25 protein-coding genes and 1 riboswitch are annotated in these 26,557 nt (G+C 30.8%); of the genes, 15 read left to right on the forward strand and 10 right to left on the reverse strand.

Going from position 1 to position 26,557, the window contains the following annotated elements:
• Positions 1–15: 15 nt before the first annotated feature.
• Together ACREVU_RS09450 and ACREVU_RS09455 are read left to right on the forward strand one after the other, a co-directional pair.
• On the forward strand, positions 16–1,929 hold the full coding sequence (locus tag ACREVU_RS09450) for a BMP family ABC transporter substrate-binding protein (protein WP_431551339.1): 1,914 nt from the start codon (positions 16–18) through the stop codon (positions 1,927–1,929).
• Positions 1,930–1,949: 20 nt separating this feature from the next.
• Complete coding sequence (locus tag ACREVU_RS09455) at positions 1,950–2,546, forward strand: metallophosphoesterase family protein (protein ID WP_431551340.1); 597 nt, start codon at positions 1,950–1,952, stop codon at positions 2,544–2,546.
• A gap of 78 nt (positions 2,547–2,624) precedes the next feature.
• Here ACREVU_RS09455 and ACREVU_RS09460 read toward each other — a convergent pair whose 3' ends face one another.
• Together ACREVU_RS09460 and ACREVU_RS09465 are read right to left on the reverse strand one after the other, a co-directional pair.
• Positions 2,625–3,524 (reverse strand): DMT family transporter, encoded by a 900-nt coding sequence (locus tag ACREVU_RS09460; RefSeq protein ID WP_431551341.1) that lies wholly within the window; start codon positions 3,522–3,524, stop codon positions 2,625–2,627.
• A 92-nt stretch (positions 3,525–3,616) separates the two neighbouring features.
• Positions 3,617–4,699 (reverse strand): HD-GYP domain-containing protein, encoded by a 1,083-nt coding sequence (locus ACREVU_RS09465; RefSeq protein WP_431551342.1) that lies wholly within the window; start codon positions 4,697–4,699, stop codon positions 3,617–3,619.
• Positions 4,700–4,936: 237 nt separating this feature from the next.
• Here ACREVU_RS09465 and ACREVU_RS09470 point away from each other — a divergent pair, with 237 nt between their 5' ends.
• Both ACREVU_RS09470 and thiI read left to right on the forward strand, forming a co-directional pair.
• Positions 4,937–6,079, forward strand: a complete 1,143-nt coding sequence (locus tag ACREVU_RS09470; RefSeq protein ID WP_431551343.1) for a cysteine desulfurase family protein — start codon at positions 4,937–4,939, stop codon at positions 6,077–6,079.
• Between the two features lie 66 nt (positions 6,080–6,145).
• The gene (thiI, locus tag ACREVU_RS09475; RefSeq protein ID WP_431551344.1) at positions 6,146–7,288 is read left to right on the forward strand and encodes a tRNA uracil 4-sulfurtransferase ThiI; all 1,143 of its coding nucleotides are present in this window, start codon (positions 6,146–6,148) and stop codon (positions 7,286–7,288) included.
• Positions 7,289–7,383: 95 nt separating this feature from the next.
• Here thiI and ACREVU_RS09480 read toward each other — a convergent pair whose 3' ends face one another.
• Positions 7,384–8,037, reverse strand: a complete 654-nt coding sequence (locus tag ACREVU_RS09480; protein ID WP_431551345.1) for a phosphatase PAP2 family protein — start codon at positions 8,035–8,037, stop codon at positions 7,384–7,386.
• 202 nt (positions 8,038–8,239) lie between these two features.
• Between ACREVU_RS09480 and ACREVU_RS09485 the strand changes: the two genes are divergently transcribed.
• The 6 genes from ACREVU_RS09485 to megL all read left to right on the forward strand — a co-directional run bounded on the left by ACREVU_RS09485 (position 8,240) and on the right by megL (position 14,291).
• Positions 8,240–8,734 (forward strand): DUF2975 domain-containing protein, encoded by a 495-nt coding sequence (locus tag ACREVU_RS09485; protein WP_431551346.1) that lies wholly within the window; start codon positions 8,240–8,242, stop codon positions 8,732–8,734.
• 54 nt (positions 8,735–8,788) lie between these two features.
• On the forward strand, positions 8,789–8,998 hold the full coding sequence (locus ACREVU_RS09490) for a helix-turn-helix domain-containing protein (RefSeq protein ID WP_431551347.1): 210 nt from the start codon (positions 8,789–8,791) through the stop codon (positions 8,996–8,998).
• A gap of 21 nt (positions 8,999–9,019) precedes the next feature.
• Positions 9,020–10,567 (forward strand): DUF4153 domain-containing protein, encoded by a 1,548-nt coding sequence (locus ACREVU_RS09495; RefSeq protein ID WP_431551348.1) that lies wholly within the window; start codon positions 9,020–9,022, stop codon positions 10,565–10,567.
• 76 nt (positions 10,568–10,643) lie between these two features.
• Positions 10,644–11,063 carry a hypothetical protein gene (locus tag ACREVU_RS09500; RefSeq protein WP_431551349.1) on the forward strand — a complete coding sequence of 140 codons (420 nt, stop codon included), beginning with the start codon at positions 10,644–10,646 and terminating at the stop codon, positions 11,061–11,063.
• Between the two features lie 125 nt (positions 11,064–11,188).
• Positions 11,189–12,760, forward strand: a complete 1,572-nt coding sequence (locus ACREVU_RS09505) for a sigma 54-interacting transcriptional regulator (RefSeq protein WP_431551350.1) — start codon at positions 11,189–11,191, stop codon at positions 12,758–12,760.
• 328 nt (positions 12,761–13,088) lie between these two features.
• The gene (megL, locus tag ACREVU_RS09510; RefSeq protein ID WP_431551351.1) at positions 13,089–14,291 is read left to right on the forward strand and encodes a methionine gamma-lyase; all 1,203 of its coding nucleotides are present in this window, start codon (positions 13,089–13,091) and stop codon (positions 14,289–14,291) included.
• 153 nt (positions 14,292–14,444) lie between these two features.
• Here the strand turns inward: megL and ACREVU_RS09515 are convergent, their stop codons facing one another.
• The 3 genes from ACREVU_RS09515 to ACREVU_RS09525 are packed head-to-tail and all read right to left on the reverse strand — an operon-like array spanning position 14,445 to position 16,713.
• The gene (locus ACREVU_RS09515; RefSeq protein ID WP_431551352.1) at positions 14,445–15,185 is read right to left on the reverse strand and encodes an amino acid ABC transporter ATP-binding protein; all 741 of its coding nucleotides are present in this window, start codon (positions 15,183–15,185) and stop codon (positions 14,445–14,447) included.
• A gap of 51 nt (positions 15,186–15,236) precedes the next feature.
• Positions 15,237–15,878, reverse strand: a complete 642-nt coding sequence (locus ACREVU_RS09520; RefSeq protein WP_431551353.1) for an amino acid ABC transporter permease — start codon at positions 15,876–15,878, stop codon at positions 15,237–15,239.
• A gap of 34 nt (positions 15,879–15,912) precedes the next feature.
• On the reverse strand, positions 15,913–16,713 hold the full coding sequence (locus ACREVU_RS09525; RefSeq protein ID WP_431551354.1) for an amino acid ABC transporter substrate-binding protein: 801 nt from the start codon (positions 16,711–16,713) through the stop codon (positions 15,913–15,915).
• Positions 16,714–17,047: 334 nt separating this feature from the next.
• A riboswitch (FMN riboswitch) is annotated at positions 17,048–17,160 on the forward strand.
• A gap of 239 nt (positions 17,161–17,399) precedes the next feature.
• Between ACREVU_RS09525 and ribD the strand changes: the two genes are divergently transcribed.
• The 5 genes from ribD (at position 17,400) to ACREVU_RS09550 (ending at position 21,790) form a co-directional block, all read left to right on the forward strand.
• Entirely contained in the window at positions 17,400–18,497 is a 1,098-nt protein-coding gene (gene ribD / locus ACREVU_RS09530) for a bifunctional diaminohydroxyphosphoribosylaminopyrimidine deaminase/5-amino-6-(5-phosphoribosylamino)uracil reductase RibD (RefSeq protein WP_431551355.1), read from the forward strand.
• A 24-nt stretch (positions 18,498–18,521) separates the two neighbouring features.
• Entirely contained in the window at positions 18,522–19,172 is a 651-nt protein-coding gene (gene ribE / locus ACREVU_RS09535; RefSeq protein ID WP_431551356.1) for a riboflavin synthase, read from the forward strand.
• A gap of 81 nt (positions 19,173–19,253) precedes the next feature.
• Entirely contained in the window at positions 19,254–20,456 is a 1,203-nt protein-coding gene (locus tag ACREVU_RS09540) for a bifunctional 3,4-dihydroxy-2-butanone-4-phosphate synthase/GTP cyclohydrolase II (RefSeq protein WP_431551357.1), read from the forward strand.
• A 55-nt stretch (positions 20,457–20,511) separates the two neighbouring features.
• Positions 20,512–20,973, forward strand: a complete 462-nt coding sequence (gene ribH / locus ACREVU_RS09545; RefSeq protein ID WP_431551358.1) for a 6,7-dimethyl-8-ribityllumazine synthase — start codon at positions 20,512–20,514, stop codon at positions 20,971–20,973.
• 511 nt (positions 20,974–21,484) lie between these two features.
• Positions 21,485–21,790: a hypothetical protein gene (locus ACREVU_RS09550; RefSeq protein ID WP_431551359.1), complete on the forward strand. Its 306-nt coding sequence runs from the start codon at positions 21,485–21,487 to the stop codon at positions 21,788–21,790.
• A gap of 123 nt (positions 21,791–21,913) precedes the next feature.
• On the opposite strand, the gene ACREVU_RS09555 is transcribed toward ACREVU_RS09550, so the two are convergent.
• From ACREVU_RS09555 to ACREVU_RS09570, 4 genes are all read right to left on the reverse strand, one after another.
• Positions 21,914–22,990: a diguanylate cyclase gene (locus tag ACREVU_RS09555; protein WP_431551360.1), complete on the reverse strand. Its 1,077-nt coding sequence runs from the start codon at positions 22,988–22,990 to the stop codon at positions 21,914–21,916.
• A 115-nt stretch (positions 22,991–23,105) separates the two neighbouring features.
• Entirely contained in the window at positions 23,106–23,834 is a 729-nt protein-coding gene (locus tag ACREVU_RS09560) for an HAD-IB family hydrolase (RefSeq protein ID WP_431551361.1), read from the reverse strand.
• Between the two features lie 63 nt (positions 23,835–23,897).
• Positions 23,898–24,479, reverse strand: a complete 582-nt coding sequence (locus ACREVU_RS09565) for a 5-formyltetrahydrofolate cyclo-ligase (protein ID WP_431551362.1) — start codon at positions 24,477–24,479, stop codon at positions 23,898–23,900.
• Between the two features lie 315 nt (positions 24,480–24,794).
• Positions 24,795–26,495 (reverse strand): peptide ABC transporter substrate-binding protein, encoded by a 1,701-nt coding sequence (locus ACREVU_RS09570; RefSeq protein WP_431551363.1) that lies wholly within the window; start codon positions 26,493–26,495, stop codon positions 24,795–24,797.
• Between the last annotated feature and the right edge of the window lie 62 nt (positions 26,496–26,557).

Raw genomic sequence — 26,557 nt, forward strand, 5'->3', positions numbered from 1 at the left:
CTAAGGAGTGGGTATATGATGAATTTTTCATCTGTTGATGAATATAAAAAGGCCAGTAAATTAGCTAAAGTGAGATATTACTTGGATAAATCAAAAGGAAATTCAGGGCATATATTATCCTTAGATAGTATTTTAAAAAAACTAGATATAGTAGCAGAAATGCCCCTGGGAATAAAAAGTATTCCATTAAAAAAGATAATAGGAACTTATTTTTACACAAGAAGTAGAGACTTTGCAATGAACTTCCTTCCACTAGCCAATGAAGATAGTGAGTTTTCTACGAAATGGCAAGCAGTATATGCTTATCACATTAATGATGGAATAGCAGACCCTATAAAATTATATGAGTACATGAACGAGTTCTATGTTATGGAGGGGAATAAACGGGTAAGTGTCCTAAAATATGTAGATGCTTATGCAATAGAAGGAGAAATTACTAGGCTAGTTCCTAAAAGAGATGAGAATGACTTAAATAATACAATATATTACGAGTTTTTAGATTTTAATAATAGTACTGGGATAAATGATATCTGGTTTACTAAAGAGGGTAGCTTTCCGATGCTTTTCAAGTATTTGGAAGAATATGATCCTAAGCTCCACTTATTTGCTAACAAATACGAACATTTTATAAAAAATGTTTATTCACCATTTAGGAATACTTTCTATGAATTAGGTGGGGATAAATTAAATATCACCACTGGAGATGCATTTTTAGAATATATAAAAATTTATGGTATTTCAGATGAGTTTAAAGAATTAAAGAGAAAACCAAGGGTTGAAAAGTTTTTGGAGGAACTTACTATAATATCAAAAAATAATGCAGTAGATATTCAAACGCAGCCTTTTGATGTTCATAAGAAAAATGTTATTACATCTTTTACAAATTTAGTAGCTCCACCTAAAAAGCTGCGAGTAGCTTTTATTTTAGAAAAAACTATTGATACATCTGGTTGGAGTTATGTTCATGATTTAGGAAGAATATATGCTCAGCAGCAATTAGGCAGTGAAATAGAAACTTTTGTTATAGATAATTTTAAAAATGATAGTGATAGCTATGAAAGATTAAGTCAGTTGTGCGAAGAAAATTATGATATTATTTTTACTACATGTTCATATTATCTTAATATAACGCTTAGAGCAGCACTAAAATATGACAATATTAAGTTCTTTAACTGTTCTCCAGTAAAGGCTTATAGAAATGTAAGTACTTATTTTGGGCGTTCTCATGAACCAAGGTTTTTAATGGGTCTTATTGCCGGTACAATTACAAAATCTAATATTATAGGATATATAGATACCTATAATGAGACAGAGATTATAACAGGAATTAATGCTTTTGCCTTAGGGGTTAAAACTGTAAATCCAAATGCGAAGGTTACAATTTCTTGGCTTAATGAACCGGGAGATATGGAGCATTCCAAAGAATTAATTCAAGGCCTTAAAAGCACTGGTGCAGATCTTATAATGCAAAATGATTTAACAGCACTAGGTAAGGGCTCAAGAGATTTTGGACTATATTCTTTAGAATACAGCGAAAAAGAGGAAAAGTGGATACCAGAAGTAAATTATGGTTTAATTACATGGGATTGGGGAGAATTTTACGAGAAAATACTTAGAAATATCGTAAATGGTAGTTTTAAAGGCATATTTAGCACGCAGTCTAAACGTGTAAGTTTTTGGTGGGGGATGGACTCAGGCCTTGTGGATATTATTTATTCAAAACATAATGTTCCTATACAAACTCAAAAGTTAGTAGATATAATGCGCGAACTAATTATTGAAAATAGATTTCATACTTTTGCCGGCCCAGTTTATGACACTGACGGCGAAATTCGTATAAAGGATGGAGACATAGGAAACTATGAGGATATGTTATATATGGACTGGTTTGTAGACAATGTGGTAGGAGAACTACCAGAAGAAGAATAAAATATTCAAAAGATGAGTAGGTGATTAAGATTAAAATTCTATTAGTTTCAGATGTTGAAGATAGTTATATTTGGGATCATTTTGATCATGAAAGATTTAGTGGAATTGAGCTTGTTATATCCTGTGGAGACTTAAAAGCAGACTATTTAGAATATCTAGCTGATATGATTCAGGCACCAGTACTTTATGTTAATGGTAATCATGATGGGAGGTATTTAGTAAAGCCTCCTGCTGGTTGTATTCCTATAGATGACAAAATTTTTGTATATAAAAATATTAGAATACTAGGTCTTGGAGGGTCTATTGATTATAATAGTGGACCTTTTCAATATACAGAAAAGGAAATGCATAAAAGAGTTTCAAAATTAAAAATAAGTTTATGGAAGAGCAAAGGGTTTGATATATTAGTAACTCATTCACCAGCAAAAGGCATGGGGGATGGAATAGATCGTTGTCATCAGGGGTTTGAAGTGTTTATCGATGTTTTAAACAAATATTCTCCAAAATATTTTTTTTATGGCCATCAACATTTGGAGTATGGAAGAGGCGAAAGAAAAATGATTTATAATGATACTATAATTATAAATGCATTTAAATATCATATTATTGAAATATAAAAAACTCATGGGTAATGATCTTGCCCATGAGATTTTTATATTTTCTGGTATCTAAGTTGAATTTATCTTAGCATTAGTTTAGTTACTAACTGATATTTTCTTTTTTCTAAGGAAAGCCCATTTAGTTTCTGTGGTTATAATTGCAAGAAATATAGTTAAACAACCTAAAACCATTTTTATATTAAATATTTCATTAAGTACTAAAACAGATAAAATAACACCAAAAACCGATTCTAAACATAGAATAATAGCGGCATGAGTAGGGGTAGTATATTTCTGTGCTACATTTTGTACCATAAATGCAAACATTGTACTGAAAATTGCTAAATAACCAATTGCAATTATTGTGCTTGAATTCATTTGTGTTGGCACTGGTTCAAAGATTAAAGCAGCTATAAATGAGAAAACTGCAGCAGAGCCTAATTGTATTATTACAAGAATTATAGCACCAACTTTTTGCGTGAAAAACCCAACAGATACTATATGAGCTGCGAAAAATACTGCACATAGTAAGGTCAAACCGTCTCCTAGTCCAATATGTATGCCTCCATCTAGGGTCAGCATTCCTATTCCTATAAAGCACATAAAAGCGGATACTAAGGAATAGGCATCAGGTTTTCTTTTGCTAATTGCCCAATATAGAAAGGGCACAATAACTACATTAGTTCCAGTTAAAAAAGCATTTTTACCGGCGGTGGTATATTTCATACCAATAGTTTGAGCAGTAAAGCCTAAAAACAAGAGAAATCCAACCAAGGTTCCAACTGCTAGTTGATTTTTAGTAATGTGTTTAAGTTTTTTTCTGAAAAATAAGAGCATAATTATTACGGAAATACCAAAACGCATTGCCATGATATAAAAAGGTGTAATACTATCTAAAGCATCTTTTACAGCTATGAATCCACCTCCCCAAACAATTGCCACTAGTAGTAGTGACATGTCCGCAAGTATACTCTTTCTTTTGTCAGTGTTTTCCATGGTTTGCACTCCCTTAATATCCAAGGCATCGTTGACTTGTTATTTTAAAAATAAATGTGATAAAATAGGAACAATTCTATATTAAAATCCACTTAAGGTAAAAGTTCTACAATAAATAAATCTTTTTCATTACTTAAATCTATAAAATCAGTATCTTTAGTATCTGAATTAATGGATATGAGAGGCCTTGAAATATTATTAAGGTCTATTTTAATTATCTTTCCAATACTACCATTGCTTAGTTTTACCATTTCACCGGTGTAGTAATTTGACATTTGTTTTATAAAGGTAGTTAGAAAATGGTAATCAAACAAACCCATACAATCATGTTGCATAATATCTAATACCGCAAAGGGGTTAAGTTTTTTACTATAGACTCTGTCAGAAGTCATAGCATCAAACATATCTATAATTCCTATTATTTTTGCAAAGGTACTAATCTTGTCTTCTTTTAAACCCATAGGATATCCTGAACCATCTAGCCTCTCATGATGCATAAGCACACCTAAACTTACAGACTCATCTAAATAAGGAATATTGCGTAGGAGGTCATAAGAGTAAACTGAATGTTTCTTTATTTCCTCAAATTCAGGTTTTGTAAGCTTTGAAGGCTTATTTAATATGGTTTGGTCTACTTTCGTTTTGCCGATGTCATGAAGAAAAGCTGCATAGGTTAAAAGTGATAAATCCTTACTAGGTAAATTAAGCCATTTTCCTAGCATAGAACTTAAAAGTGCAACATTTACAGAATGTCTTTTAAGATACTCATCTATATCCCTAGAATTTGTGATACTCTTTAAGATAGAATCATAATCATTAAGATTATCTAAAATTTCTTTAGACATTGATTTAATTTCTGTTATGTCTAATTTTTTATTTTTCTCTATGCTATTTAAAAAATTATCCATACGACTTGAAAAATGATTTAATATATTTTCAGTCTGAATTAAATTTTGTTGTCTTGAGTTTTCTGAACTAGGAACTAGTGTTTCTTCTTTAGGGGTGTAAATAGATACACTGTCTAATGGATAGAATTCTAGTATTTTTTTAATAATGGAACTATTTAATGCAATTTCTTTTGCAACTAAAGTTAAGCCATTTAGTATTAAATCTTCAGCTAAAATCATACCTGGTTTTAGCCCGTAAATGCTTATACTTTCAATATTTGATTTCATAGATTCATCTCCTTTAAAATTAATTCATAGGTTAAGTGAAATTACTGAAATGACAACATTTAATTTAAATATTTTAATAACTTTATTTTACCATAAAAACTTGCATTAGCCTAAATGAATGTTTTTTAATTATTGACATTAATAATTATAAAATTTATAATTAAGTAAATCAGAGCGAATCACTAAGAATTAATTGTATTAGTTTAATGGATATTTAAAGAGGAGAGATACAGAAATATGGAAATATATTTAGATAACAGTTCAACTACTATGCCTTACGAAGAGGTTATTGAGGCAGTTAGTAGTACTATGAGAAATTATTATGGAAATCCATCTTCATCCCATAGTTTAGGGTTTAAAGCAGAGCAAAAACTTAGAGAAATAAGAAAAAATATTGCCAGTAGCATAAATGCAACAAGTGAGGAAATAATATTTACATCAGGCGGTAGTGAAAGTAATAATTTTCTTATAAAAGGTTTTGCTAAGGCAAAATCTCATATAATAACAACTAAAATTGAGCATCCAAGTGTAGGGAATGTATTTAAAGCCTTAGAAGCTTTAGGAGTAGCAGTTACATATATTGATGTAGACGAAAGTGGTAGGATTGATGTAGAACAACTTATAGATAGTATAACTCGCGATACTCAAATTGTTAGTATAATGCATGTTAACAATGAAGTGGGTGTTATTCAAGACATTGAGCGCCTAGGAAAATTAATTAAAGAAAAAAGTAGTAGGGCTAAATTTCATGTGGATGCTGTACAAAGTTATGGAAAGATTCCTATTGATGTGAAAAAATGCAATATTGACTTGTTATCTACTAGCGCACATAAAATTCATGGACCCCGTGGAGTTGGATTTGCATATGTAAGGAAAGGACTTGCACCTAATTGCTTAATAGACGGTGGAGGGCAAGAAAGAAATTTAAGGTCAGGTACAGAGAATCTTGCTGGAATTGTAGGATTTGAAACAGCAGTAGAAATTATTTACAAAAATCAATATGAAAATTTTAATAAGGTTTTAGAGGTGAAAAAATATTTTATTGAAAAACTTTCTATACTAGATGATGTAATAATTAATAGTAAGTTAGAACCATATTTTACACCTTATATATTAAGTGTTTCATTTAAGGGTGTAAAAGGAGAAGTTCTACTTCATTCACTAGAAGAAAAGGGTATATATGTATCTACTGGTTCAGCATGTTCTTCCAAAAGCCCTAAAAACAGTGAAATATTAAAGGCTATAGGAAGAAGTTTAGAGGAGCAAAAGGGAACTGTAAGGTTTAGTTTTTCTGAATATAATAATAAAGAAGAAATAGATTATGTTATATGTGAATTAGATAAATCATTAAAGTTCTTGAGAAAGTTAAACAAAAGATAATGGATGATGAGTTAGTTTATGTTAGAAATGAGTTATTCTATATAAGAAAAAGAGGAGTGCTTAAAGATGAGAAAATTGATTTTGGTAAAGTATGCCCCAGAAATTTTTTTAAAGGGATTAAACAGAGGTAAATTCGAAAAAAAACTTAAAGATAATATAAAAAATGTACTAATAGGTTTAGAATATGAATTTGTTGAGGATCAAGGAAGATGGTTTATATACTCAGAGCAAATGGAGAAAATCATAGAAAAGGTTAAAAATGTTTTTGGAATAATGGAGGTTTGTATAGTTACGCAGGTTGAAGCAAATATGGAGGAGATTGAAAAACAAGCACTCTTAGATCTTAGTGAAAGCTCATTTAAAACTTTTAAAATACAAACCAACAGAGCAAACAAGAACTTTACACTAAAATCATTGGAAGTAAGTAGAAAAGTAGGGTCTTACATATTACAAAATAATGATGAAGTAACTGTGGATGTTCATAATCCAGAATGTATAGTAAATGTAGAGATAAGAAACATGGCCTATGTTTATGCTAAAAGAATAAAGGCAGTGGGCGGATTACCTTATGGAATGAACGGTAGCACTATGCTTATGTTATCAGGAGGCATAGATTCCCCTGTTGCAGGATATATGATGGCAAGGAGAGGGGTAGAACTCCATGCAGTTTATTATCATAGTCACCCATATACTAGCGAAAGAGCAAAGGATAAGGTAAAACAATTAACTAATATTTTAAAAGAATACACTGGAAAATTAACATTGTATGTAGTGCCTTTTACTGAAATTCAAATGCAAATTATAGAAAAGTGTAGAGAAGATGAATTAACAATAATTATGAGAAGATTTATGATGAGACTTGCGTGTAGACTTGCTGAAAAGTTTGGAATAAATTCTGTAACTACAGGAGAGAGTATAGGTCAAGTAGCTAGTCAAACTATGGAAGGGCTTGTAGTAAGTGACGATGTGGCTGACAGACCAGTTTTCAGGCCACTAGTAGCTATGGACAAAGTAGATATTATGGATGTATCAAGAAAAATAGAAACCTATGAAACTTCCATTTTACCTTATGAGGATTGCTGTACAATTTTTGTTCCTAAACATCCAAAAACAAAGCCAAGGCTAGTAGAGATAATTAGGTCTGAGTCAGTTTTAGATATTGAAGCATTGGTTGAGAAGGCAATTTTGGAAATGGAAATTTATAAATAATTATATTCATGTTAATTGACTCATTATGTATATTAAATTAATAAAAAGCTCTAATTATTCAATAATGAATAACTAGAGCTTTTGATGTTTAAAAACTAAATAGACTTTGGTTTGTGTTTAAAAATATTAAGTTTAATAGTAAAATACTTGTCTAAAAATTTATCCACACCTTTGTTCATACAGAACTTATAAGCAGAAATAGTGATATATGACCATACTATAGCGATAAACCATCCACCAAGAACATCTGTTGGATAGTGAACACCTAGGTAAACCCTACTAAATCCGACAAGCAGTAAATATGTAATTATTAGACCACTTAATGTATAGGCGATTTTTTTATTCTTTATACGTTTAAGTATAAAGTAAATAAGTACAATACCAATAGCTGTAGAAATAGAAGAATGGCCGCTAGGGAAACTATATCCATTAGCTTCAATTAATCTTATTTCCATGGGTCTAAGTCTTTTTACTGTATTTTTAAGTATTAAGTTGGTAAAACCAGTAATGCCAATATTAAATATACAGCATATGGCTTCTAATTTGTTATTCAAAAGATATAATATAATAAAAACCACAAAGGTTAATAAAATCTGAGGAACGGGATCTGAAGAGTTCGAAATAGCAATAAAAAATTGGATCCATGCCCAATGCATAGATTGTATTAAATAATTAGTCATCTTAATATAATCATCCTTTCTATATTGAAAAATAAAAGCTCGAATTAAGTCATAATCATTAACTAACATTATATCAAAAGCTACAATTAAAAGCTACATTTATAATATTTGTTAACACTATTGTAAAATATAGACCGTTTTTTATACATGAAAAATAAATAAAATTTGTTTATAAATAAATATTTATTGAAAAACAATAAAAATACATTGAAAAACAATTTGTTTAGTAGTAATATTAAAATTGAAAGAAATTTAGTTCAGGAGGAATATAATGAAATATTATGGAGAAATGTCATTAGCTTCATTATTAAAAATATCATTAGATATTATGATTGTTATTGGTATAGTTGTTTATTTTGTATTATCGAAAGGAATATTAATAGGAAAGGTAGTAGAAATGCCTGTGAGTAGATTTATTATCACATACATTTTATTTAGCATAGGAGGAATTGCAGTTATACTAATCTTGTTTAACCTTAGAAAAATAGTTAGATCTTTAATAAATATAACACCTTTTATTAAAGACAATGTGCTCTGTTTGAAAAGAATATCTCTGTTAAGTTTTGTGGTATCAATTTGTTATGCTGTTAATTTTGTTATAAATGGTCAATATAAAAACTTTAAAATTGCCTATGTTGATAATAGTGGAATACATACTGATATTGAATTTTTAATATTCTTTTTTGCTGGGTGTTTTATTTTAATTCTATCTCAGGTATTTAAACAAGCGGTTGAGGCCATAGAAGAAAATGAATTTACAATATAATGGTAAATAATAAAGAATTATTATTTATACCAGGTAACTACTAGGAGGATGAATATGGCAATTGTCGTAAATTTAGACGTTATGATGGCAAAAAGGAAGATATCATTGCAAGAGTTGTCAATGAGAGTTGGAATCACAAATGCAAATTTATCTATATTAAAGACATGTAAAGCAAAGGCCATTAGGTTTAGTACCTTAGAAGCTATTTGCAGAGAACTGCATTGTCAACCAGGAGACATACTTGAATACAGAGAAGAAAATTAAAATGGGAAAGGGGAAATTGAAATGGAGAAAGATTTTGATCAGGCTATTATTATAAAAGATGACAATATAAAGTCATTAAATAAACAACGTATGATAGATATAAAAAAAATAGATTCTAAAATTGATTTTAGTGAAAAAAAATATACTATAGGTATAGCAATTATGTTAGCGATAATTTATGAAAGATTTTTTATTGGAAAGCAAGGGGGTATTTCTATTCCTATTTTCTATCTTATGTTTATGGGATTTTTCTTATGGAGTGCTCGGGGAATGGTTGCATTTAAGAAAAGTATAGGGTTTGTGATAATTATTCCTACATTATTAATAGCACTAAATTATTCTATTCACTCTAACGAGATTTTAAACTTTTTTAATGGAATTATGATATTGATACTTACTGGAGTGAGCACAGTATTAATTAGATATGAGAATATAAAATGGGATAATTTAAATTTTGTAAAAAAAGTATTTAGCAGAGGGGTTAAGTCTATTGGCGAGAATTCCTATAAGCCTTTCATGTTTATAAAAGGTAATATAATGAGGGAAAATAAAAAAGAAATAAGCTCTACAAAGAAAAACATATTAAAGGGATTAGTTATTTCTATACCCCTATTAGTTGTTATTTTAGTTTTGTTAACATCCGCAGACATGGTATTTAAAAACTATATAACCAATTTTTCCTTTGGACTAGGAGAGATAAGTTTAGGAAAAATAACAGGGCATTTATTGGTTATTATAATAGTTTTTATAATATTATTTTCATATATATGGAGCTTTAAATATGCTTTTTATGAAGGGATAAGTAATAAGAAGGATATACAATGGGAGCCAGTTACTATTTTAACTATTATATTCATGATAAATATAGTATATCTTTTATTTTCAATAGTGCAGTTTTCTTATCTTTATGGTGGAGGTAGTAACTTTCTTCCACAGAAATTTACTTACTCAGAATATGCTAGAAAAGGGTTCTTTGAGCTTGTTGCTGTGACACTAATTAATTTCACCATATTACTCAGCAGTATGAAATTTTTAAAAAGGGATAATAAGAAAATAAACAGTATATCTAATGTTTTCTTAACACTACTTGTGGCATTTACATTTAATATGCTATTTTCAGCTCATTATAAGATGTCACTATATGAACAAACTTATGGATTTACTTATTTAAGAATTTTTGTTCATTTATTCATGTTTATGCTATTTATGTTATTTATAGCGGCTCTAATTGGGATATGGAATAGGAAAATGCCACTAAATAAGATTTTAATAGTAATTCTTTTAAGCATGTATATATTAGTAAACTACATTAATGTAGATAAAATAATTGCAAAAAATAATATAGATATATATTATCAAACTCAGAAAATAGATGTGCAATATTTTAAATGTTTATCTTATGATGCTATTCCAGAGATATTGAAACTAAAAGATGATCCTAATAAGAATGTTGCTAAAGAGGTTAATGATTATTTATATGACGTAAAGAATGATTTATGGTCAGAGCATTTCTGGTATGAATTTAACTATTCTAAATATAGGGCTAGAAAGGTCTTAGATCAAAATTAATGCAAACACTGTAAAGTATGTGAATAGACTATAGGATAGATAGTCATTTAAATTTATTTAGTGGAGGTAATGTGAAATGAAAGAAAAAACAAGATTGAACCTATTAGGGGTTTATGACTTATTATTAGCATTAGGTGCGATTTATATTGGAGTAATGATGGTAAGCTCAAATAATGGAGAGTTTATTGAATATCCACATGAATGGTTACCTAAAATCCCTTTTGAAAGCTGGGTTATTCCTGGCATTATAGCAATAGTATTATTTGGACTGGGAAATATTTTAGCAGCAATTATTTGTTTTAAAAAAGATAATAGCAAGGCATGGTTAGCAACTGCTATAATTGGCTGTATATTATTTATAAGCATTATATTTCAAATAATTATTTTAGGAGAAACATATTTGGCAACAGTGGAATTATTAATTTTAAGTGTAATTCAGATATGTCTCTGTGGATATGTTTTTGCTGGTTATAGAAAAGAACTAAATGAGGGCTAAAATATAGTAAGAATATTTGAAGGAATGATTTGGAGTGAGATTTAGATATGGCTGTATTTTTACTTGCATGCTATAATTTTATATGAAAGAGTTATATCATTCTAAGCAAGTCAGGAGGAAAAAGCATGGAGAGAAACATTAGATTTGAAATAATAACTAAAGACAGATTAGGAATAACTGTAATAATATTAGAGAAAATTTATAAGGCGGAAATAAACCTGCTTTCTGTGGAAGTGTTTCCTAAAAAGATTTGTGTTAAGATGCAAATTAGGGACGATGAGGCAAAGGAAGCATTAAAAAAGCAACTTACTGTTATAGAAGACGTTGTTATGGTTAATGAAATTAACTTGCTTAATTATGAGGAAAATGAAAGAAAACTTTTAGCTATTTTAGATTCAGTAGATGAAGGTATAATGGTTATAAATAAAAAATTTGAAATTGACATATTCAATAACTATTGCGAAAAGGTGTTTCATTGTAATAAAGAAGAGGCTATAGGTACTGACATTAGAAAATTAATAGGTGGGGATGCCCCAGCTGTAGAACTTATAAATAGTGGGATAAAGTATGATAATGTAGAAGTGAATGTTAAAACGCAAAAAGGAGAAGTTCATTATCTAACTACAGGTAGACCAATTGTAGATGATAATAATATTACCGTAGGTGCAGTAGCCTCTATTAAAGATATTCATAAAGCTATAGAGATTGCAAATGTTATCGCGGGAACCACTGAGGGTGCATTTAAAGAAATCGTAGGAAATAGCAATAAGATTGAGTGTGTAAAAAAGTTAGTACAAACTGTAGCTAAAAGTGATTCTACTATTCTCTTTAGAGGAGAAAGTGGGACTGGAAAAGAGTTATTTGCAAAAGCTCTTCAGAATTTAAGTAGCAGGAAAAATAGCCCTTTTGTAACTATAAGCTGTGCGGCACTTCCAGATAGTCTGATAGAAAGCGAGTTATTTGGTTATGAAAAAGGAAGTTTTACAGGGGCCATGAATAGTGGAAAAGAGGGCCTTTTTAAAGAGGCAGATGGTGGAACTTTGTTTTTAGATGAAATAGGTGAATTGTCTATAGTGCTGCAAGCAAAGCTTTTAAGGGTTCTTCAAGAAGGTGTTATTAGAAGGATTGGCAGTACAAAAGAAGAAAATATAAATGTAAGGATTATTGCAGCTACTAATAGAAACTTAGAAGAGATGATTAAAGAGGGGAAATTTAGAGAGGATTTATATTACAGATTAAATGTTATTCCCATAATTATTCCGCCTCTTAGAGATAGACTAGAAGATATTTCATCCTTAGTTGCACTGTTTATTTCTAAATATAATAAAAAGCTAAACAAAGAAGTAAAAGGCGCAGAGCTTTCTTTTATAAATAAATTACTATCATATAATTGGCCGGGAAATATAAGAGAACTACAAAATGTAATTGAGAGGGCTATGAATTTGTGTGAGGAGAAATATATATCTTCACAGAACTTTATTATGGATATAGGGGTAGGGAGTAAGTTGGAGAATAAAATTGATTCGGATCTGTATAAAGCCTTAAAATTAAAAGAAGTTGTGGAAATTTGTGAAAAACAGGCTATAATAACCGCTCTTTCTAAAAACAAAAGCTTAAGAAAAACAGCAAAGCAGCTAGGTGTTTCACATACCACAATTATTAATAAAATCAAAAAATATAAAATATATGAAAATTAAGAAAAGTGTAAATAATACTTTCCAACTGGAAAGTATTATTTACACTTTTAATTCGTTAGTGGTTATAAAAAATGCCAGTGCATTAAATAAAGCACTGGCATTTTATTTATAGTATCTAATTAGCTTAAATTTTTTTAAATATAAATAATACAATTAATATATAAAACTATAGTTAAAAGCCTAAGACACCTTATAAAAATAAGAAGCTATTTATTTATCAAAGGCTAAAAAATTTATAATGTGAATTATAAGAATTTTTCCTTAAAAAATGGCAGCATAATTGCTTATATATTTATATTAAGAAATAATCACTTTAGGGGGAATTATAATGGATAGAGAACATTTACGTAATAGTGGATTCGCAACTAAAGCAATACATGGTGGAAATAAGAAGGATCAATACGGTTCACTAGCTACTCCAATACATCAAACAGCTACCTTTGTTTTTGACACAGCTGAGCAAGGTGGGAGAAGATTTGCAGGAGAAGAGGATGGTTATATTTATACAAGACTTGGAAATCCTACTAATACAGTACTGGAAGAAAAATTGGCAATGCTTGAAGGTGGAGAAGCATGTATGTCTATGGGATCTGGCATAGGAGCTATATCTTCAGTTATGTGGACGGCATTAAAGGCTGGAGATCATGTAATTTCAGCACAAACTCTTTATGGTTGTACTCATGCGTTTTTGGCTCATGGTATTTCTAGATATGGTGTGGAGGTTACTTTTGTTGATGTTTCAAACTTAGATAATGTTAGGGCTGCTATGAAAGAAAACACAAAAGTTATTTACTTAGAAACCCCTGCAAATCCAACATTGCTTATAACGGATATTGAGGAAATATCAAAGATTGCTCATGCGCAAAAAGATTGTATGGTTATAGTGGACAATACATTTAGTACTCCATACACACAAAGGCCTCTAGAACTTGGAGCAGATGTTGTGGTTCATTCAGGAACAAAATTTCTTAATGGACATGGAGATGTAATTTCTGGTTTTGCTATTGGATCTAAAGAATTTATTGATAAGGTTAGATTATTTGGTGTTAAGGATATGACGGGAGCTTCATTAAGTCCTTTTAATGCATTCTTGATTATAAGAGGAATGAAAACACTAGAAATAAGAATGGAAAGACACTGTAGTAATGCAATGGCTGTAGCTAAATTTTTGGAAGCTCATCCATTAGTTGAAAAAGTGTATTACCCAGGACTTAAGAGCTTTCCACAATATGAACTGGCAAAAAAACAAATGAGTCTTTCCGGTGGGATTATTGCTTTTGAAATAAAGGGTGGAATTGAAGAAGGCAAAAAATTCTTAAATTCTACTGAGCTTTGTAGCATAGCTGTTAGTTTAGGGGATGCTGAAACACTAATTGAGCATCCAGCATCCATGACTCATTCACCATATTCTAAGGAAGAAAGATTAGAAGCTGGTATAACGGATGGCTTAGTAAGACTAGCAGTAGGTCTTGAAAATGTTGAAGATATTATTGCTGATTTAGACCAGGCGCTTAAATTAATGGTTAAATAGTAATTGTTATAATGGACAAAAAAGATTATCTATACGTTTGTATATAGATAATCTTTTTCTATTTTATAGGAAACAGCTAGGGGAAGTGGCTGTAATAACATCCATATGCTAGAGCTTGTCACTTTTGCCACTTGCCACGTGGGTGGCACTACTTTAGGCTAAATTTAAGAACTGTTTTATTCTTGGATGTTTAGGACTTGTGAATAATAATTCTGGAGTAGAAGTCTCTAGTATTTCTCCATTTTCCATAAAAATAATTCTATCTGAAATTTCCCTGGCAAATTGCATTTCATGAGTAACTACAATCAGTGTTATTTTTTCAAGGGCAAGATTTCTAATGACTTTTAGTACTTCACCTGTGAGTTTAGGGTCTAAAGCGGAAGTTGGTTCATCAAAGAGAATTAACTCCGGATTCATTGCTAGAGCCCTAGCAATAGCAATTCTCTGTTTTTGTCCACCGGAAAGAGTACAAGGGTAAGAATCAATTTTATCTAATAATTCTACTTTTAGGAGTAGTTTTTTTGCTATATCTATGGCATCTTTTTTATTTATATTATTTACTATAATTGGAGCTTCAATAATATTCTCTAAAACTGTTTTATGAGGAAATAGATTGAAGTTTTGAAATACCATACCTATTTTTTTATGTGCATTAACAGCTTCAATATCAACAATTTTTTTTTTAGCTTCTGCAATAGTTATGTCATTAAATTCAATGAGGCCACTATCCATTTGCTCAAGTCCAGTTATGCACCTAAGAAGAGTGCTTTTGCCAGAGCCAGAAGGACCAATAATGGATATTACTTCACCCTTGTTCAAACTCATGGATACATCATTTAAAACTTGATTTTTATCAAAACTTTTGCTTATTTTAGTTAGTTTAAGTAAATTCATACGAGCACCGTCCTTAATTTAGCAGGTTATTCTTATTTAGCGGGTGATTATCTATTCGTAAACAGAATATTTTTTTTCTAACTTCCTAAAAGCCATGACAATAAGTGAAGTAAAGATTAAATATATTATTGCGGCGATAAAAAAAGGAATTATTGTAAAATCTCTGGTAACAATTTCTCTAGCAGCTCTTAGTAAATCTTGTAATCCGATGGCAGCCACTAGAGCTGTATCTTTTATTAGAGTAATTCCCTCGTTACAAGTAGGGGGAATTATTCGTTTAAAAGCCTGTGGTAGTATTATTTTTGACATAGTTTGTCTATAATTCATGCCTAAGACTTTGGCAGCTTCATATTGTCCTTTATCAATAGATTGAATACCGGATCTAAATATTTCGGTAAAATAAGCTCCATAATTTAAAGAAAAGGTAAGTGCAGCTGCGGTAAAAGGAGAAAATTTAATTCCGATAATAGGTAGTCCAAAATATGTGAAAAAAAGTTGAAGAAGTAGGGGTGTTCCTCTAAAAAACCAAGTATAGAGATCTACAATTTTACCCAGTATTTTTAAATTTGAAACTTTAATTAGTGCTCCCAATATTCCAAGAGGTATGCAAAAGATTATTGTTGCAAAGTACAATTCAATTGTAAAGATACTCCCTTTTAAAATATAAGCTGTAATATCCATAAAGTTTGCCAAATATAACACTCCATTCTGAAAAAATTCATAATTATTATTTGTTTATAATATCTTTACCAAACCATTTTTGGGATATAGCATCTGAAGTTCCATCACTTTTCATTTCTTCTAGAAATTTATCTATCTCTGCAGTAAGCTTTGCGTCAGTTTTTCTCATACCTATACCGTAATCTTCTACACCTAAATTTTCATCAAGTACTTTATAATCACCTGGTTTTAAATTAGTGTAATATCTTCCAACTACTTCATCTACTATAACAGCATCAATACGATCAGCATTTAAATCCAGTAGTGCTTCTGTATTATTTGAATATTTTTTTACTTCTTTTAATGAATCAGAAAGCGCTGAATCTGAACTTAGAGCACTTTCACTACTACTTCCCATTTGAAGACCTACAGTTTTACCCTTTAAATCAATTTTACTAGAAATATTGGATTTGGTTTTTACTATGATTATTTGCTTGTTTTGAAGGTATGCACTAGAAAAAGCGATTTGTTCTTTCCTTTTATCTGTTATGGTTAATCCATTCCATATAGCATCAATGTCTTTATTATTTAGACTTAATATTACTCCATCCCATTCTACAGGTTTAAATGTTATTTTTATGCCCATTCGTTTTCCTACTTCTTTTGCCATATCAATGTCGAAACCTACGATTTCACCAGCTTTATCTCTAAAACCCATTGGTGGAAAATTATCATCAAGACCAATTACAAGTTCTTTTTTTTCTTGTATATCTTTTAATGAATTATCTGATTTGGATGTGCTACCACAGGCAGTTAAAATAACACCTGCAATCATTGTTACTATTAATAATTTAAACTTATTTTTCATACTAAACACTCCTTCATTTATAAATTTAAGCATAAAACCACTATCCCTTTAGGGTAGCTGGCAGTTGATATTGTGTACAAGTTATAAATCTTATAATAATCATTTTACTTTAACACGTTAACTTTGTAAAGTAAAAAAAATAAAAATAATTTTATATTTTTTCTTTATTGAAAAATATTAGTAGTACAAATCTCTTTTCTAGTGGAAATACAAGTAAATATAAATTTGTAAAGAGCCATTATTTAAAGGGCTAAATAATGGTTCTTCATTGTATTTTATAGTTCTTCACTTGACAGTAAAATAACAAAGTGCTATTCTTAGGTTGAAAATTAAATAGATCCTTCAGGGTAGGTGAGATTCCTAACCGGCGGTATAGCCCGCGAGCCGAAAGGTAGATCTGGTCAGATTCCAGAGCCGACAGTAAAGTCTGGATGAGAGAAGGAGAATAATGATAGATATAAAAGGTTTTTATTTGTAAACTATAAAGATAGTTGAAAAATATTTTTATGTTTTGATTTGAAAGTATCTAGCAAATCTAGATATATAATTAGCTTATTAAGCCCTGAAAACATTGTTTTCAGGGCTTTTATTAATTTATATAGTTTTATTTCTTTAAAGACATGGATACTAAGAAGTGAAATATTCATTAAGATTAACATTATAATTATATAATTAGGGGTGGTATATTGGACAATTATTATATGAAAAGAGCACTTGAATTATCTAAAAAAGCAGCTGGATTTGTAAATCCCAACCCACTAGTGGGCGCTATTATTGTAAAAGACAATAGAATAATCGGTGAAGGATATCATGAATATTTCGGCGGACCACATGCAGAAGTCAATGCTTTTGCAAATGCCATTGAAGAAGTAGAAGGTGCAACTATGTACGTAACACTGGAGCCCTGCTCTCACTTTGGTAAAACACCACCTTGTGCGGATGCAATAGTGAAAAATAAAATATCTAAAGTAGTAATTGGAATGATAGATCCAAACCCACTGGTGGCAGGTAGTGGCATGGAAATTCTTAGAAAAAATGGTATAGAAGTGGTTACAGGCATAATGAACAAAGAAATAATGAAAACAAATGAAATATTTATAAAATACATAACTGAGAAAAAACCATTTTGTATAATGAAAACTGCTATGACTTTAGACGGAAAAATAGCAACCTTTACTGGGGATTCAAAGTGGATAAGTAATGAAAAATCTAGAGCCTATGTGCATGAATTAAGGCAAATGGTATCTGGAATTATGGTGGGGATTGGAACTGTTTTAAAGGATGATCCCGAACTTACAACAAGAAGAGAAGGAGCACTTAGCTTAAATCCAACAAGGATAATTATAGATAGTAAGGCGAGAATACCAATAGATGCAAAGATATTAAAATGTGATGAGAGTACAAAAACTATTATAGTTACAACCGAATTTGCCCAAAAGAGTAAAATTGAAGCTATAAAAGAAAAAGGTGCAAAAGTAATTGTAACTAGGAGTAAAAATAATTGGGTGGATTTGAAGTATTTAATGACAGTACTAGGTGAAATGGGAATAGATAGTATTCTTTTAGAAGGCGGAAGTACACTAAATTATTCTGCTATAAACGAAGGTATTGTGGATAAAGTGATCACTTTTATTTCACCAAAAATATTTGGAGGTGCTTCTGGCAAAACTCCTGTAGGAGGAAGTGGAATAGAACATGTAAAAGATTCTATTAAACTTCGGGATGTTGAAGTAAGCAAATTTGATGAAGATATTATGATTGAGGGTTATGTAGAGAAAATTTAAAGTTCTTATAAAGGATGTGAATAGATGTTTACAGGCTTAATTGAGGAAATTGGGGAGATATTGTCCATAAAAAAAGGTGCTAAGTCTGCGAGAATTATTATAAAAGCTATAAAAATTCTTGAGGATACCAAAATTGGTGATAGCATAAATACCAATGGAGTGTGCCTTACAGTAACAGAGGTTAATAAAAACAGTTTTACTGTAGATGTAATGGCGGAGACTATAAGGCGCAGCAATTTAGGAGAATTAAAACCTGGGTTCATGGTAAATTTAGAAAGAGCGCTTAGGGTTTGTGACAGACTAGGGGGTCATATAGTTAGTGGACATATTGATGGAATAGGAACCATTGTAGATCTTTATAAAGAAGACAATGCCACATGGGTATCTGTAGAAACCGAAGTGGACGTATTAAAGTATATTGTACATAAAGGTTCCATAACCATTGATGGAATTAGTTTAACGGTGGCTTATGTTGATGAAAATGTTTTTAAAGTATCAATTATACCTCATACAGTGGAAGAAACTACTTTATTACGTAAGACCATAGGTGATGAGGTTAACCTAGAGTGTGACATGCTTTCAAAGTATGTTGAAAAATTATTAAAATATGATGAAACTCCAAAAGAAAAGAAAACTGTTAGTATGGATTTTCTTCTGGAAAATGGATTTGTATAAATATTCTTCATAATGAAGCAATAATACATCACCAAAAGTGATGACTACATCACCAGGGAGCGATGATTAAGGGGTGCAAAAATGTATAAATTTAATACTATTGAGGAAGCACTAGAAGATATTAAAAATGGAAAAATGGTTGTAGTGGTAGACGATGAGGATAGAGAAAATGAAGGAGATTTAATAATAGCTGCCGAAAAAGCTACTCAGGAAAATATAAATTTTATGGCAATGCATGCTCGTGGACTTATCTGCATGCCTACAATTAAAGAAAGATTAGATAAATTAAATATAAAACCGATGGTGACAAATAATACAGATGCAAATGAAACAGCCTTTACTGTATCTATTGATACTATAAATACCACTACAGGAATATCAGCTGCAGACAGAGCAACTACTATATTAAAGGTAATAGATCCATTGGCTACTGCTAAAGATTTTAATAGACCAGGTCATGTATTTCCTCTTGCAGCAATAGAGGGCGGAGTATTAAAAAGGGCTGGTCATACTGAAGCTGCAGTGGATTTAGCAAGGCTTGCTGGATTATACCCTGCAGGTGTAATTTGTGAAATTATGAATGAAGATGGATCCATGGCTAGAGTACCAGATCTTATGGAGTATGTGGAAAAACATGATTTGAAAATAGTTACTATAGCAGATTTAATTTCTTATAGAAGACAAACTGAATGTCTCGTAGAAATGGTTACAGAGGCTAAAATGCCAACTAGATATGGTGAATTTACAATCTATAGTTTTGTGGATAAGGTAAACGGAGAGCACCATGTAGCGTTAGTTAAAGGCGAAGTAAATAGCAATGAGCCTGTACTTGTTAGGGTACACTCAGAATGTCTTACTGGAGATGCATTGGGGTCTATAAGATGTGATTGTGGGCAGCAATATGATGCAGCTATGAGTGCAATAGCAAAAGAAAAATGTGGAATTTTAGTATACATGAGGCAGGAGGGAAGAGGAATAGGCTTAATAAATAAGTTAAAGGCATATGCTCTTCAAGATAAGGGAATGGATACCGTAGAAGCAAATATAGCTTTAGGGTTTCCAGCTGATATGAGAGATTATGGTATAGGAGCGCAGATATTAGAGATTTTAGGTGCTAAAAAGATAAAATTAATGACTAACAATCCTAAAAAGATATCAGGAATTTCAGGTTACGGAATTGAAATTGTTGAAAGAGTTCAAATAGAGATGAATCATAATGAAAGAGATAGGTTTTATTTGGAAACTAAAAGAGTGAAGATGGGTCATTTACTTAAGATGAAATAGATTTTACTTATTTTTAAGTGACACAATTAATAATAAAATTATAGGAGGAAAACACATGAAAACATATGAAGGTAAATTAGTAGCAGAAGGTTTAAAATTTGGAATTATAGTAGCTAGATTTAATGAATTTATAGGCGGCAAATTATTATCAGGAGCATTAGATGGTCTAAAACGTCACGGGGTGGAAGAAGAAAACGTTGAAATTGCATGGGTGCCTGGAGCATTTGAGATACCACTCGTTGCAAAAAAAATGGCTAAGTCAGGTAAGTATGATGGTGTTATATGTCTAGGAGCAGTTATAAGGGGTGCTACATCTCATTATGAATATGTATCTGGTGAGGTTACTAAAGGAATTGCATCTGTATCACTAGAAACAGGAGTTCCAGTTATTTTTGGAGTGCTTACTACTGAAAATATTGAGCAAGCAATTGAAAGAGCGGGAACTAAAGCCGGTAATAAGGGTTATGATGCTGCAGTATCTGCAATAGAAATGGCGAACTTGTTAAAAGAGATATAGTATACTAAAGGATTCATGTAATGCTCTGAATGCATTCGCTGCGTCAAGTAATTCTAAAATTTATTTTATTTAGAGCTGCTAAAACACACAAACTCGCTACGCTCAAACATGTGTGTTTCTTCACGCAGCTCCAAATAAAATAAATTAGAATTACTAAGACTTGCTCAAATTCATTCTGCCGCATTACATGAATCCTTCAATATTTACTTATTCACCTTTATTAGAGTGTAGAGTGTAAGGATACTGCCGTCCTGGCAGGCTTACGAGAATTTTATAATCGCAAAAGAAGAATTTCTAAATGAAATTTCAATAGTTTTATCGTTTCTTATTGCAAGTCCTTCAGAGAAATTCCATACTTAATATTTACCTGCTATTTTATGTAACTAGCTGGATGTTCTATAGGGGCACATAACAATTATTAATTGTTATGTGCCCCTAGTCTGATTACGTATACATATATATGATATAATAATATTAGTACTAAAAGATAAGTAGAGTGGGGGGATTTGAAATGGGACTTGGCGATAGTGTTTTTACTATTATATTTATTATGATGGGGGCAGCTGCTGTTGTTTCTGGCTTGAATTTTGAGAAAAAACAGGGCAGTAAATTTAAAGGAGAAAATAAGAGTGAGTATATAAAACTAAACAAGATTATTTTAATTTCAATGGGTGGAATAATTTTATTTGGAACTTTCCTTGGACAAGGAATACCAGCATTTAGAGATATAATAACAAATATAACAATGGTAAGTTTATTAATAATATGGATTAGTTATTCGGTAATATCTAAAAAGAAATTTTCAAAGAAAAATTAATTTGTATTAAATGATATGTCATTAAGATTAAATATTAGCACCTTACTTTCGAATAATTTTAATATTCGAAAGTAAGGTGCTTTCTATAGCTTAATATTTACATTTCTTTATAAAGTATAAATATTAGGGCTGGCATACTTTGTTTCTTCCAGAACGTTTAGCAGAATATAGTGCATTATCCCCTTCATTTATAAGATTGTCTAAATCGGATACATTGTCAGGGTAAGTAGCAGCCCCTATAGAAATAGTAATATTAATTTTATTTTCATCTGGTAGGATAAATTTATAGGATTCTACAGCTACTCTTAAGCGCTGTGCAACTTCCATTGCCTGGTGGCTTGGACAATCAGGTAAAATGACAGAAAATTCTTCCCCACCAATTCTAGATACAATGTCAAAACTTCTGGAAGAGGTAGATAATATGGTTCCCAATTGCTGTAACACGCAATCGCCTGCTAAATGGCCATAAGTGTCGTTTACTTTTTTAAAAAAATCAATATCTATAATTAAAATAGATAAACGTTCATCTTTATTTTTAACATTTATAAGTGATTCGTTTAGTGCATTATCGAATTGTCTAACATTATTTAAACCAGTAAGAAAATCTATTGTTGACTCTTGTTCCAACCTATTAAGCAGTACAATTGAAGTACTCATATAATTTGCAATATAATAGGCCAAACTTCCAATAATAAATGAACCAAGCCAAAAATATATGAGAGAATTACGAAGTGCTATTGTATCTTTAATGTTTAATAAAAATGTACTAGTAACAATTAATAAGCTTACAAAGTTCATATAATTCCATTTTTTAAACCTATTTACTTTTAGTTTTGATAGCAGAGCACAAGCAATAGCAATATTAATCATATTGATAGATGCTATCATAGCAGGGGTACTTGTACCAAAGTAGCTTATTCTAAATATTGCAATAGTGATGCCTGTAATAATTGTAGCGAATCCACCACCATAAAGAGAGGCTATTAAAATTGGAATATGGCGAAAATCCATAATTACTTTAGGGGTAATGCGGATAGTAAATAACATTAAGATAATACCTAATATTCCCTGTGTAAGTCCAAAGAAAAACTTATTTTTATATGAAAGTGATAAGTTTAGAAAAGTCTTTTTAAATATCTGACTACTTATAAAAATAAATGAAATTAGTATTGTGCCGTTAATAAATATATCTCTTAACATAATATAACTCCCTTCAAAATAAAATATCCATTTATAGGACTAAAAAAAATTACTATATATTATTATATAGTAATTTTTTAGCAAATAAAAGGATATTAAATAGAAAAAACAAGAATTATATTTCAATGTGTTCTGGCCTTAGTTTATAAACCACATCTTTTCTTTCTAGTATTATTTTAATTTTCTCTTTTAATTCATTATCGTCTAGAATTTTTAGTAGAAGTTCTTTAGTGGGGTTTATTACTGTAGGGTTACTAATTAACTTTAACATGTTGTAATCACCGGAAGTATCTCCATAGGCATAACTTTGATCTAAATCAATATTGTATTTGAGAACAAAATTTTCTATAGCAGTTTTTTTACTATCACTATCCCACATAGGAATAATATCACCAGTATATATGTCATCCTTATCCAATAAATACTTTGTTCCTATATAATCATCAAATCCATATTTTATTGACATTTCACGTACTAGTTCAATGGGACTACCTGATATGGTTATAATCATATGACCTTGATCTTTATGCCATTTAATTTTGTCACGGGTATAGGTATAAACTCTATCTCCCTTTTGCTTTATAATTTGGCTAGCAATAAACTCAATTTGACACTTATGAAGTCCAATTATTGCCTCACTATAAATATCAGCCATTTTAAGCAGGTAATTATCATAATTTCCTATTCGTTTATCCCATTTAACATAAAAAGGTTTTACTTCTTTGTACCACCTATCATTTTCTATCAGTTCGCTTTTGATTAATTTTTTAAAAACCTCTGTTATTAAACCGTCTCTATAGAGAGTACCATCAATATCAAAGAAAGCAGCTATTTTTTTTCCCAAAGCGGTCACCTCCAACACTAGTAATTTAATAGAGTATTTTGTAATTTTATAAATATAAAGACATTACTTAGGAAATATTATTCTTTTTTCGGTGATTATAAAATCTAAAGGTACATCATAAATACCTGTTGGGATCTCACTGATTATTTGATAGTCATAGGCTATACCTATAGCAGGAGTGGTTTCTAATTTTCCAGGTAGAAATCTATCATAATAGCCTGCACCAAAGCCTATTCTGTTACAATGTTCATCAAATACTACACCGGGAACTATTATTAAATCTATATCTTTAATGTTAGCTTTTTTGAGTAACTCGTTTTTAGGTTCCATAATACCGAAAGAAGATTTAGTAAGGTCAGTAGTAAGATTATGTATTTCAAAAGGTATTATCTGTCTTGTCTCTTTTATGCAATAAGGTACAATTACTTTTTTACCATTATCTAAACACCATTTAGCAAGGTCATATGTACTTACTTCACTTTTAAAACTTAAGTATAACATTATATTTTTGCTGTTTATAAATTCCGGTAATTCAATAATCGTTTCTACAATTCTATTGCTAAAAGCACTTACATTCTCCATCTTCATGCTTTTTCTTTGAAGTAGCATAGTTTTCCTTAAATCATCCTTAAGATTAGTTTCCATAAATACCCCCTCCCTAGCGATTATTAAAGTATTATAAATATAGTAAGTTATTTTGACAAAATATTTATATTAAATAAAATTTATGTAATTATAACATATGTTTTTCATATATGCAATTTATAGAAGTTTTTACAAGTGGTCATTTATATAAAAAAATTTAAAACATAACATGGTGGTAAAATATTATATGAAAAAGAAGGGCGAAGTGGAATGGTTATTCTGAATTTTATGTATATCAGGAGGGTTTGGTATGTATTCAAATAAAAGCTCATAACATTCTAATGTTATGAGCTTTTATTATTTTACTAAGTTATATTATTTTGCAGCAGTTACGGAAGCACCTTGGAACCATGTCATTCCTAAGGATGAGGTACGAACTCCCATAATAGTTGGCTTTGTAACTATTGTATTTGTATATGCATAAATAGGAATTACAACATCATCACTCATAATAATGTCTTCTGCTTCGTGTAGCATTGTCATTCTCTTAGCTGGATCTAATTCTTTTTTAGCAGCTAAAATTTTAGCATCATATACTGGATTGCTGTATCCTGGGTCGTTATTTCCTGAACTTGTTGTAAGTAAATCAAGGAATGTCATAGGGTCTGTATAGTCTGCTAGCCATCCATCTCTTGCAAGAGTATATTGTTTATCATTTCTTGTTGTTAAGAATACTTTCCATTCTTGATTCTTAAGTTCTATATCTATTCCAAGGTTTGTCTTCCACATATCTTGAACTGCAGCAGCGATATTTTGGTGTCCTGCACCTGTGTTATAAAGAAAGGTTAGTTTAGGGAAGTCTTTTCCGCCTGGATAACCTGCTTCAGCTAGTAATGCTTTAGCTTTAGTTATATCTCCCTGCGCTGGGTAGTATTCTTTACTTGCAAAATCCTTACCATCTGGTTCTATAATACCTTTTGGAACAAAGGATGTTGCAGGAGTTTGACCACCTTTACTAACATTTTCAACTATGTCTTTTCTGTTGATAGCAAGTGATAATGCTTTTCTTACTTTAGGGTTTTGTATAGCCTTAGCAGCTACTGGGTTTAGCTTAACAGCTTCAGGGGTAAGATTCGCTACATAATAGTAAGTTCCTAAATTAGGAGTAATTTTACAAAGACCCTCTTTTACAAGACCAGGAATTTCTGATTGTGGTGGTGTAGTAATCATGTCCATTTGATCTGCTTTAAATGCTGAAAGTGCTGCAGTTGCATCTTCTAGCATTTTATAGTTAAGAGTAGTAAGTTTGATATTACTAGCATTCCAATATTTGTCGTTTTTCACAAAGGTCATTACATCTTTAGGTAACCATTCTTTCATTTTGAATGCACCATTAGTAATATAAGTTTCAGGTTTAGTTGCCCAGGCAGTATCAGTATTTGCTACATCTTTTCTCACTGGCATATAGGTTTGGAAAGCCAGAAGTGAAAGGAAGTAACCAGTTGGGTTTTCAAGAGTAACTACAAGAGTTGAATCATCTGTTGCCTTAACTCCAACTTCATCAATTGTTGCAGATTTAACACCAGCAGTTTTCTTGTCAGCCGCAAGCCCACTTTCATTATAACCTTGCCCATTTTTCAAGTAAAACATTTGGTAAGAATATTCAGAAGCAGTGGCTGGATTTAAAACTCTTTTCCATGCATATTCGAAATCACCAGCTACAACTGGTTTACCATCTGACCAGACAGCACCTGCTCTAATGTGGAAAGTATAAATCAAACCATCTTTTGACATTTCATACTTATCGGCCATACCTGGAATTGGTGCATCGTTGTTATCTAATGCCATTAAACCTTCGAAAGCATTCCCGATAACTGTTCCACTATCAACAGCAGTACTTAATGCTGGATCAATAGTCTTAGGTTCTGCACCTAAATTGAAAGTTATTACTTGTGGTACAGCAGTAGCACTAGGAGCAGTTTCTGGTGTAGTAGCATTTTTGCCACAGCCTGATAGTAATGAAGCACTTAAAGCTACTGTAAGCAAAATTGCACTTATCTTTGCTGATTTCTTCATTTTTAATATTCCCCCTCTATTATATAAAAATATATATATATTCGGTGCAGAGCATCGAATTA

The organism is Clostridium sp., assembly GCF_050717535.1.
In the GTDB taxonomy this organism is placed as follows: Bacteria; Bacillota; Clostridia; order Clostridiales; family Clostridiaceae; genus Clostridium_AD.

What these genes read in the sequence shown, in the direction of transcription:
- ACREVU_RS09450 (WP_431551339.1), top strand. Translation starts at nt 16, where the DNA reads ATGATGAATTTTTCATCTGTTGATGAATATAAAAAGGCCAGTAAATTA.
- ACREVU_RS09460 (WP_431551341.1), bottom strand. Translation starts at nt 3,524, where the DNA reads ATGGAAAACACTGACAAAAGAAAGAGTATACTTGCGGACATGTCACTA.
- ACREVU_RS09465 (WP_431551342.1), bottom strand. Translation starts at nt 4,699, where the DNA reads ATGAAATCAAATATTGAAAGTATAAGCATTTACGGGCTAAAACCAGGT.
- ACREVU_RS09470 (WP_431551343.1), top strand. Translation starts at nt 4,937, where the DNA reads ATGGAAATATATTTAGATAACAGTTCAACTACTATGCCTTACGAAGAG.
- thiI (WP_431551344.1), top strand. Translation starts at nt 6,146, where the DNA reads ATGAGAAAATTGATTTTGGTAAAGTATGCCCCAGAAATTTTTTTAAAG.
- ACREVU_RS09480 (WP_431551345.1), bottom strand. Translation starts at nt 8,037, where the DNA reads ATGTTAGTTAATGATTATGACTTAATTCGAGCTTTTATTTTTCAATAT.
- ACREVU_RS09485 (WP_431551346.1), top strand. Translation starts at nt 8,240, where the DNA reads ATGAAATATTATGGAGAAATGTCATTAGCTTCATTATTAAAAATATCA.
- ACREVU_RS09490 (WP_431551347.1), top strand. Translation starts at nt 8,789, where the DNA reads ATGGCAATTGTCGTAAATTTAGACGTTATGATGGCAAAAAGGAAGATA.
- ACREVU_RS09495 (WP_431551348.1), top strand. Translation starts at nt 9,020, where the DNA reads ATGGAGAAAGATTTTGATCAGGCTATTATTATAAAAGATGACAATATA.
- ACREVU_RS09500 (WP_431551349.1), top strand. Translation starts at nt 10,644, where the DNA reads ATGAAAGAAAAAACAAGATTGAACCTATTAGGGGTTTATGACTTATTA.
- ACREVU_RS09505 (WP_431551350.1), top strand. Translation starts at nt 11,189, where the DNA reads ATGGAGAGAAACATTAGATTTGAAATAATAACTAAAGACAGATTAGGA.
- megL (WP_431551351.1), top strand. Translation starts at nt 13,089, where the DNA reads ATGGATAGAGAACATTTACGTAATAGTGGATTCGCAACTAAAGCAATA.
- ACREVU_RS09515 (WP_431551352.1), bottom strand. Translation starts at nt 15,185, where the DNA reads ATGAATTTACTTAAACTAACTAAAATAAGCAAAAGTTTTGATAAAAAT.
- ACREVU_RS09525 (WP_431551354.1), bottom strand. Translation starts at nt 16,713, where the DNA reads ATGAAAAATAAGTTTAAATTATTAATAGTAACAATGATTGCAGGTGTT.
- ribE (WP_431551356.1), top strand. Translation starts at nt 18,522, where the DNA reads ATGTTTACAGGCTTAATTGAGGAAATTGGGGAGATATTGTCCATAAAA.
- ACREVU_RS09540 (WP_431551357.1), top strand. Translation starts at nt 19,254, where the DNA reads ATGTATAAATTTAATACTATTGAGGAAGCACTAGAAGATATTAAAAAT.
- ribH (WP_431551358.1), top strand. Translation starts at nt 20,512, where the DNA reads ATGAAAACATATGAAGGTAAATTAGTAGCAGAAGGTTTAAAATTTGGA.
- ACREVU_RS09550 (WP_431551359.1), top strand. Translation starts at nt 21,485, where the DNA reads ATGGGACTTGGCGATAGTGTTTTTACTATTATATTTATTATGATGGGG.
- ACREVU_RS09555 (WP_431551360.1), bottom strand. Translation starts at nt 22,990, where the DNA reads ATGTTAAGAGATATATTTATTAACGGCACAATACTAATTTCATTTATT.
- ACREVU_RS09565 (WP_431551362.1), bottom strand. Translation starts at nt 24,479, where the DNA reads ATGGAAACTAATCTTAAGGATGATTTAAGGAAAACTATGCTACTTCAA.
- ACREVU_RS09570 (WP_431551363.1), bottom strand. Translation starts at nt 26,495, where the DNA reads ATGAAGAAATCAGCAAAGATAAGTGCAATTTTGCTTACAGTAGCTTTA.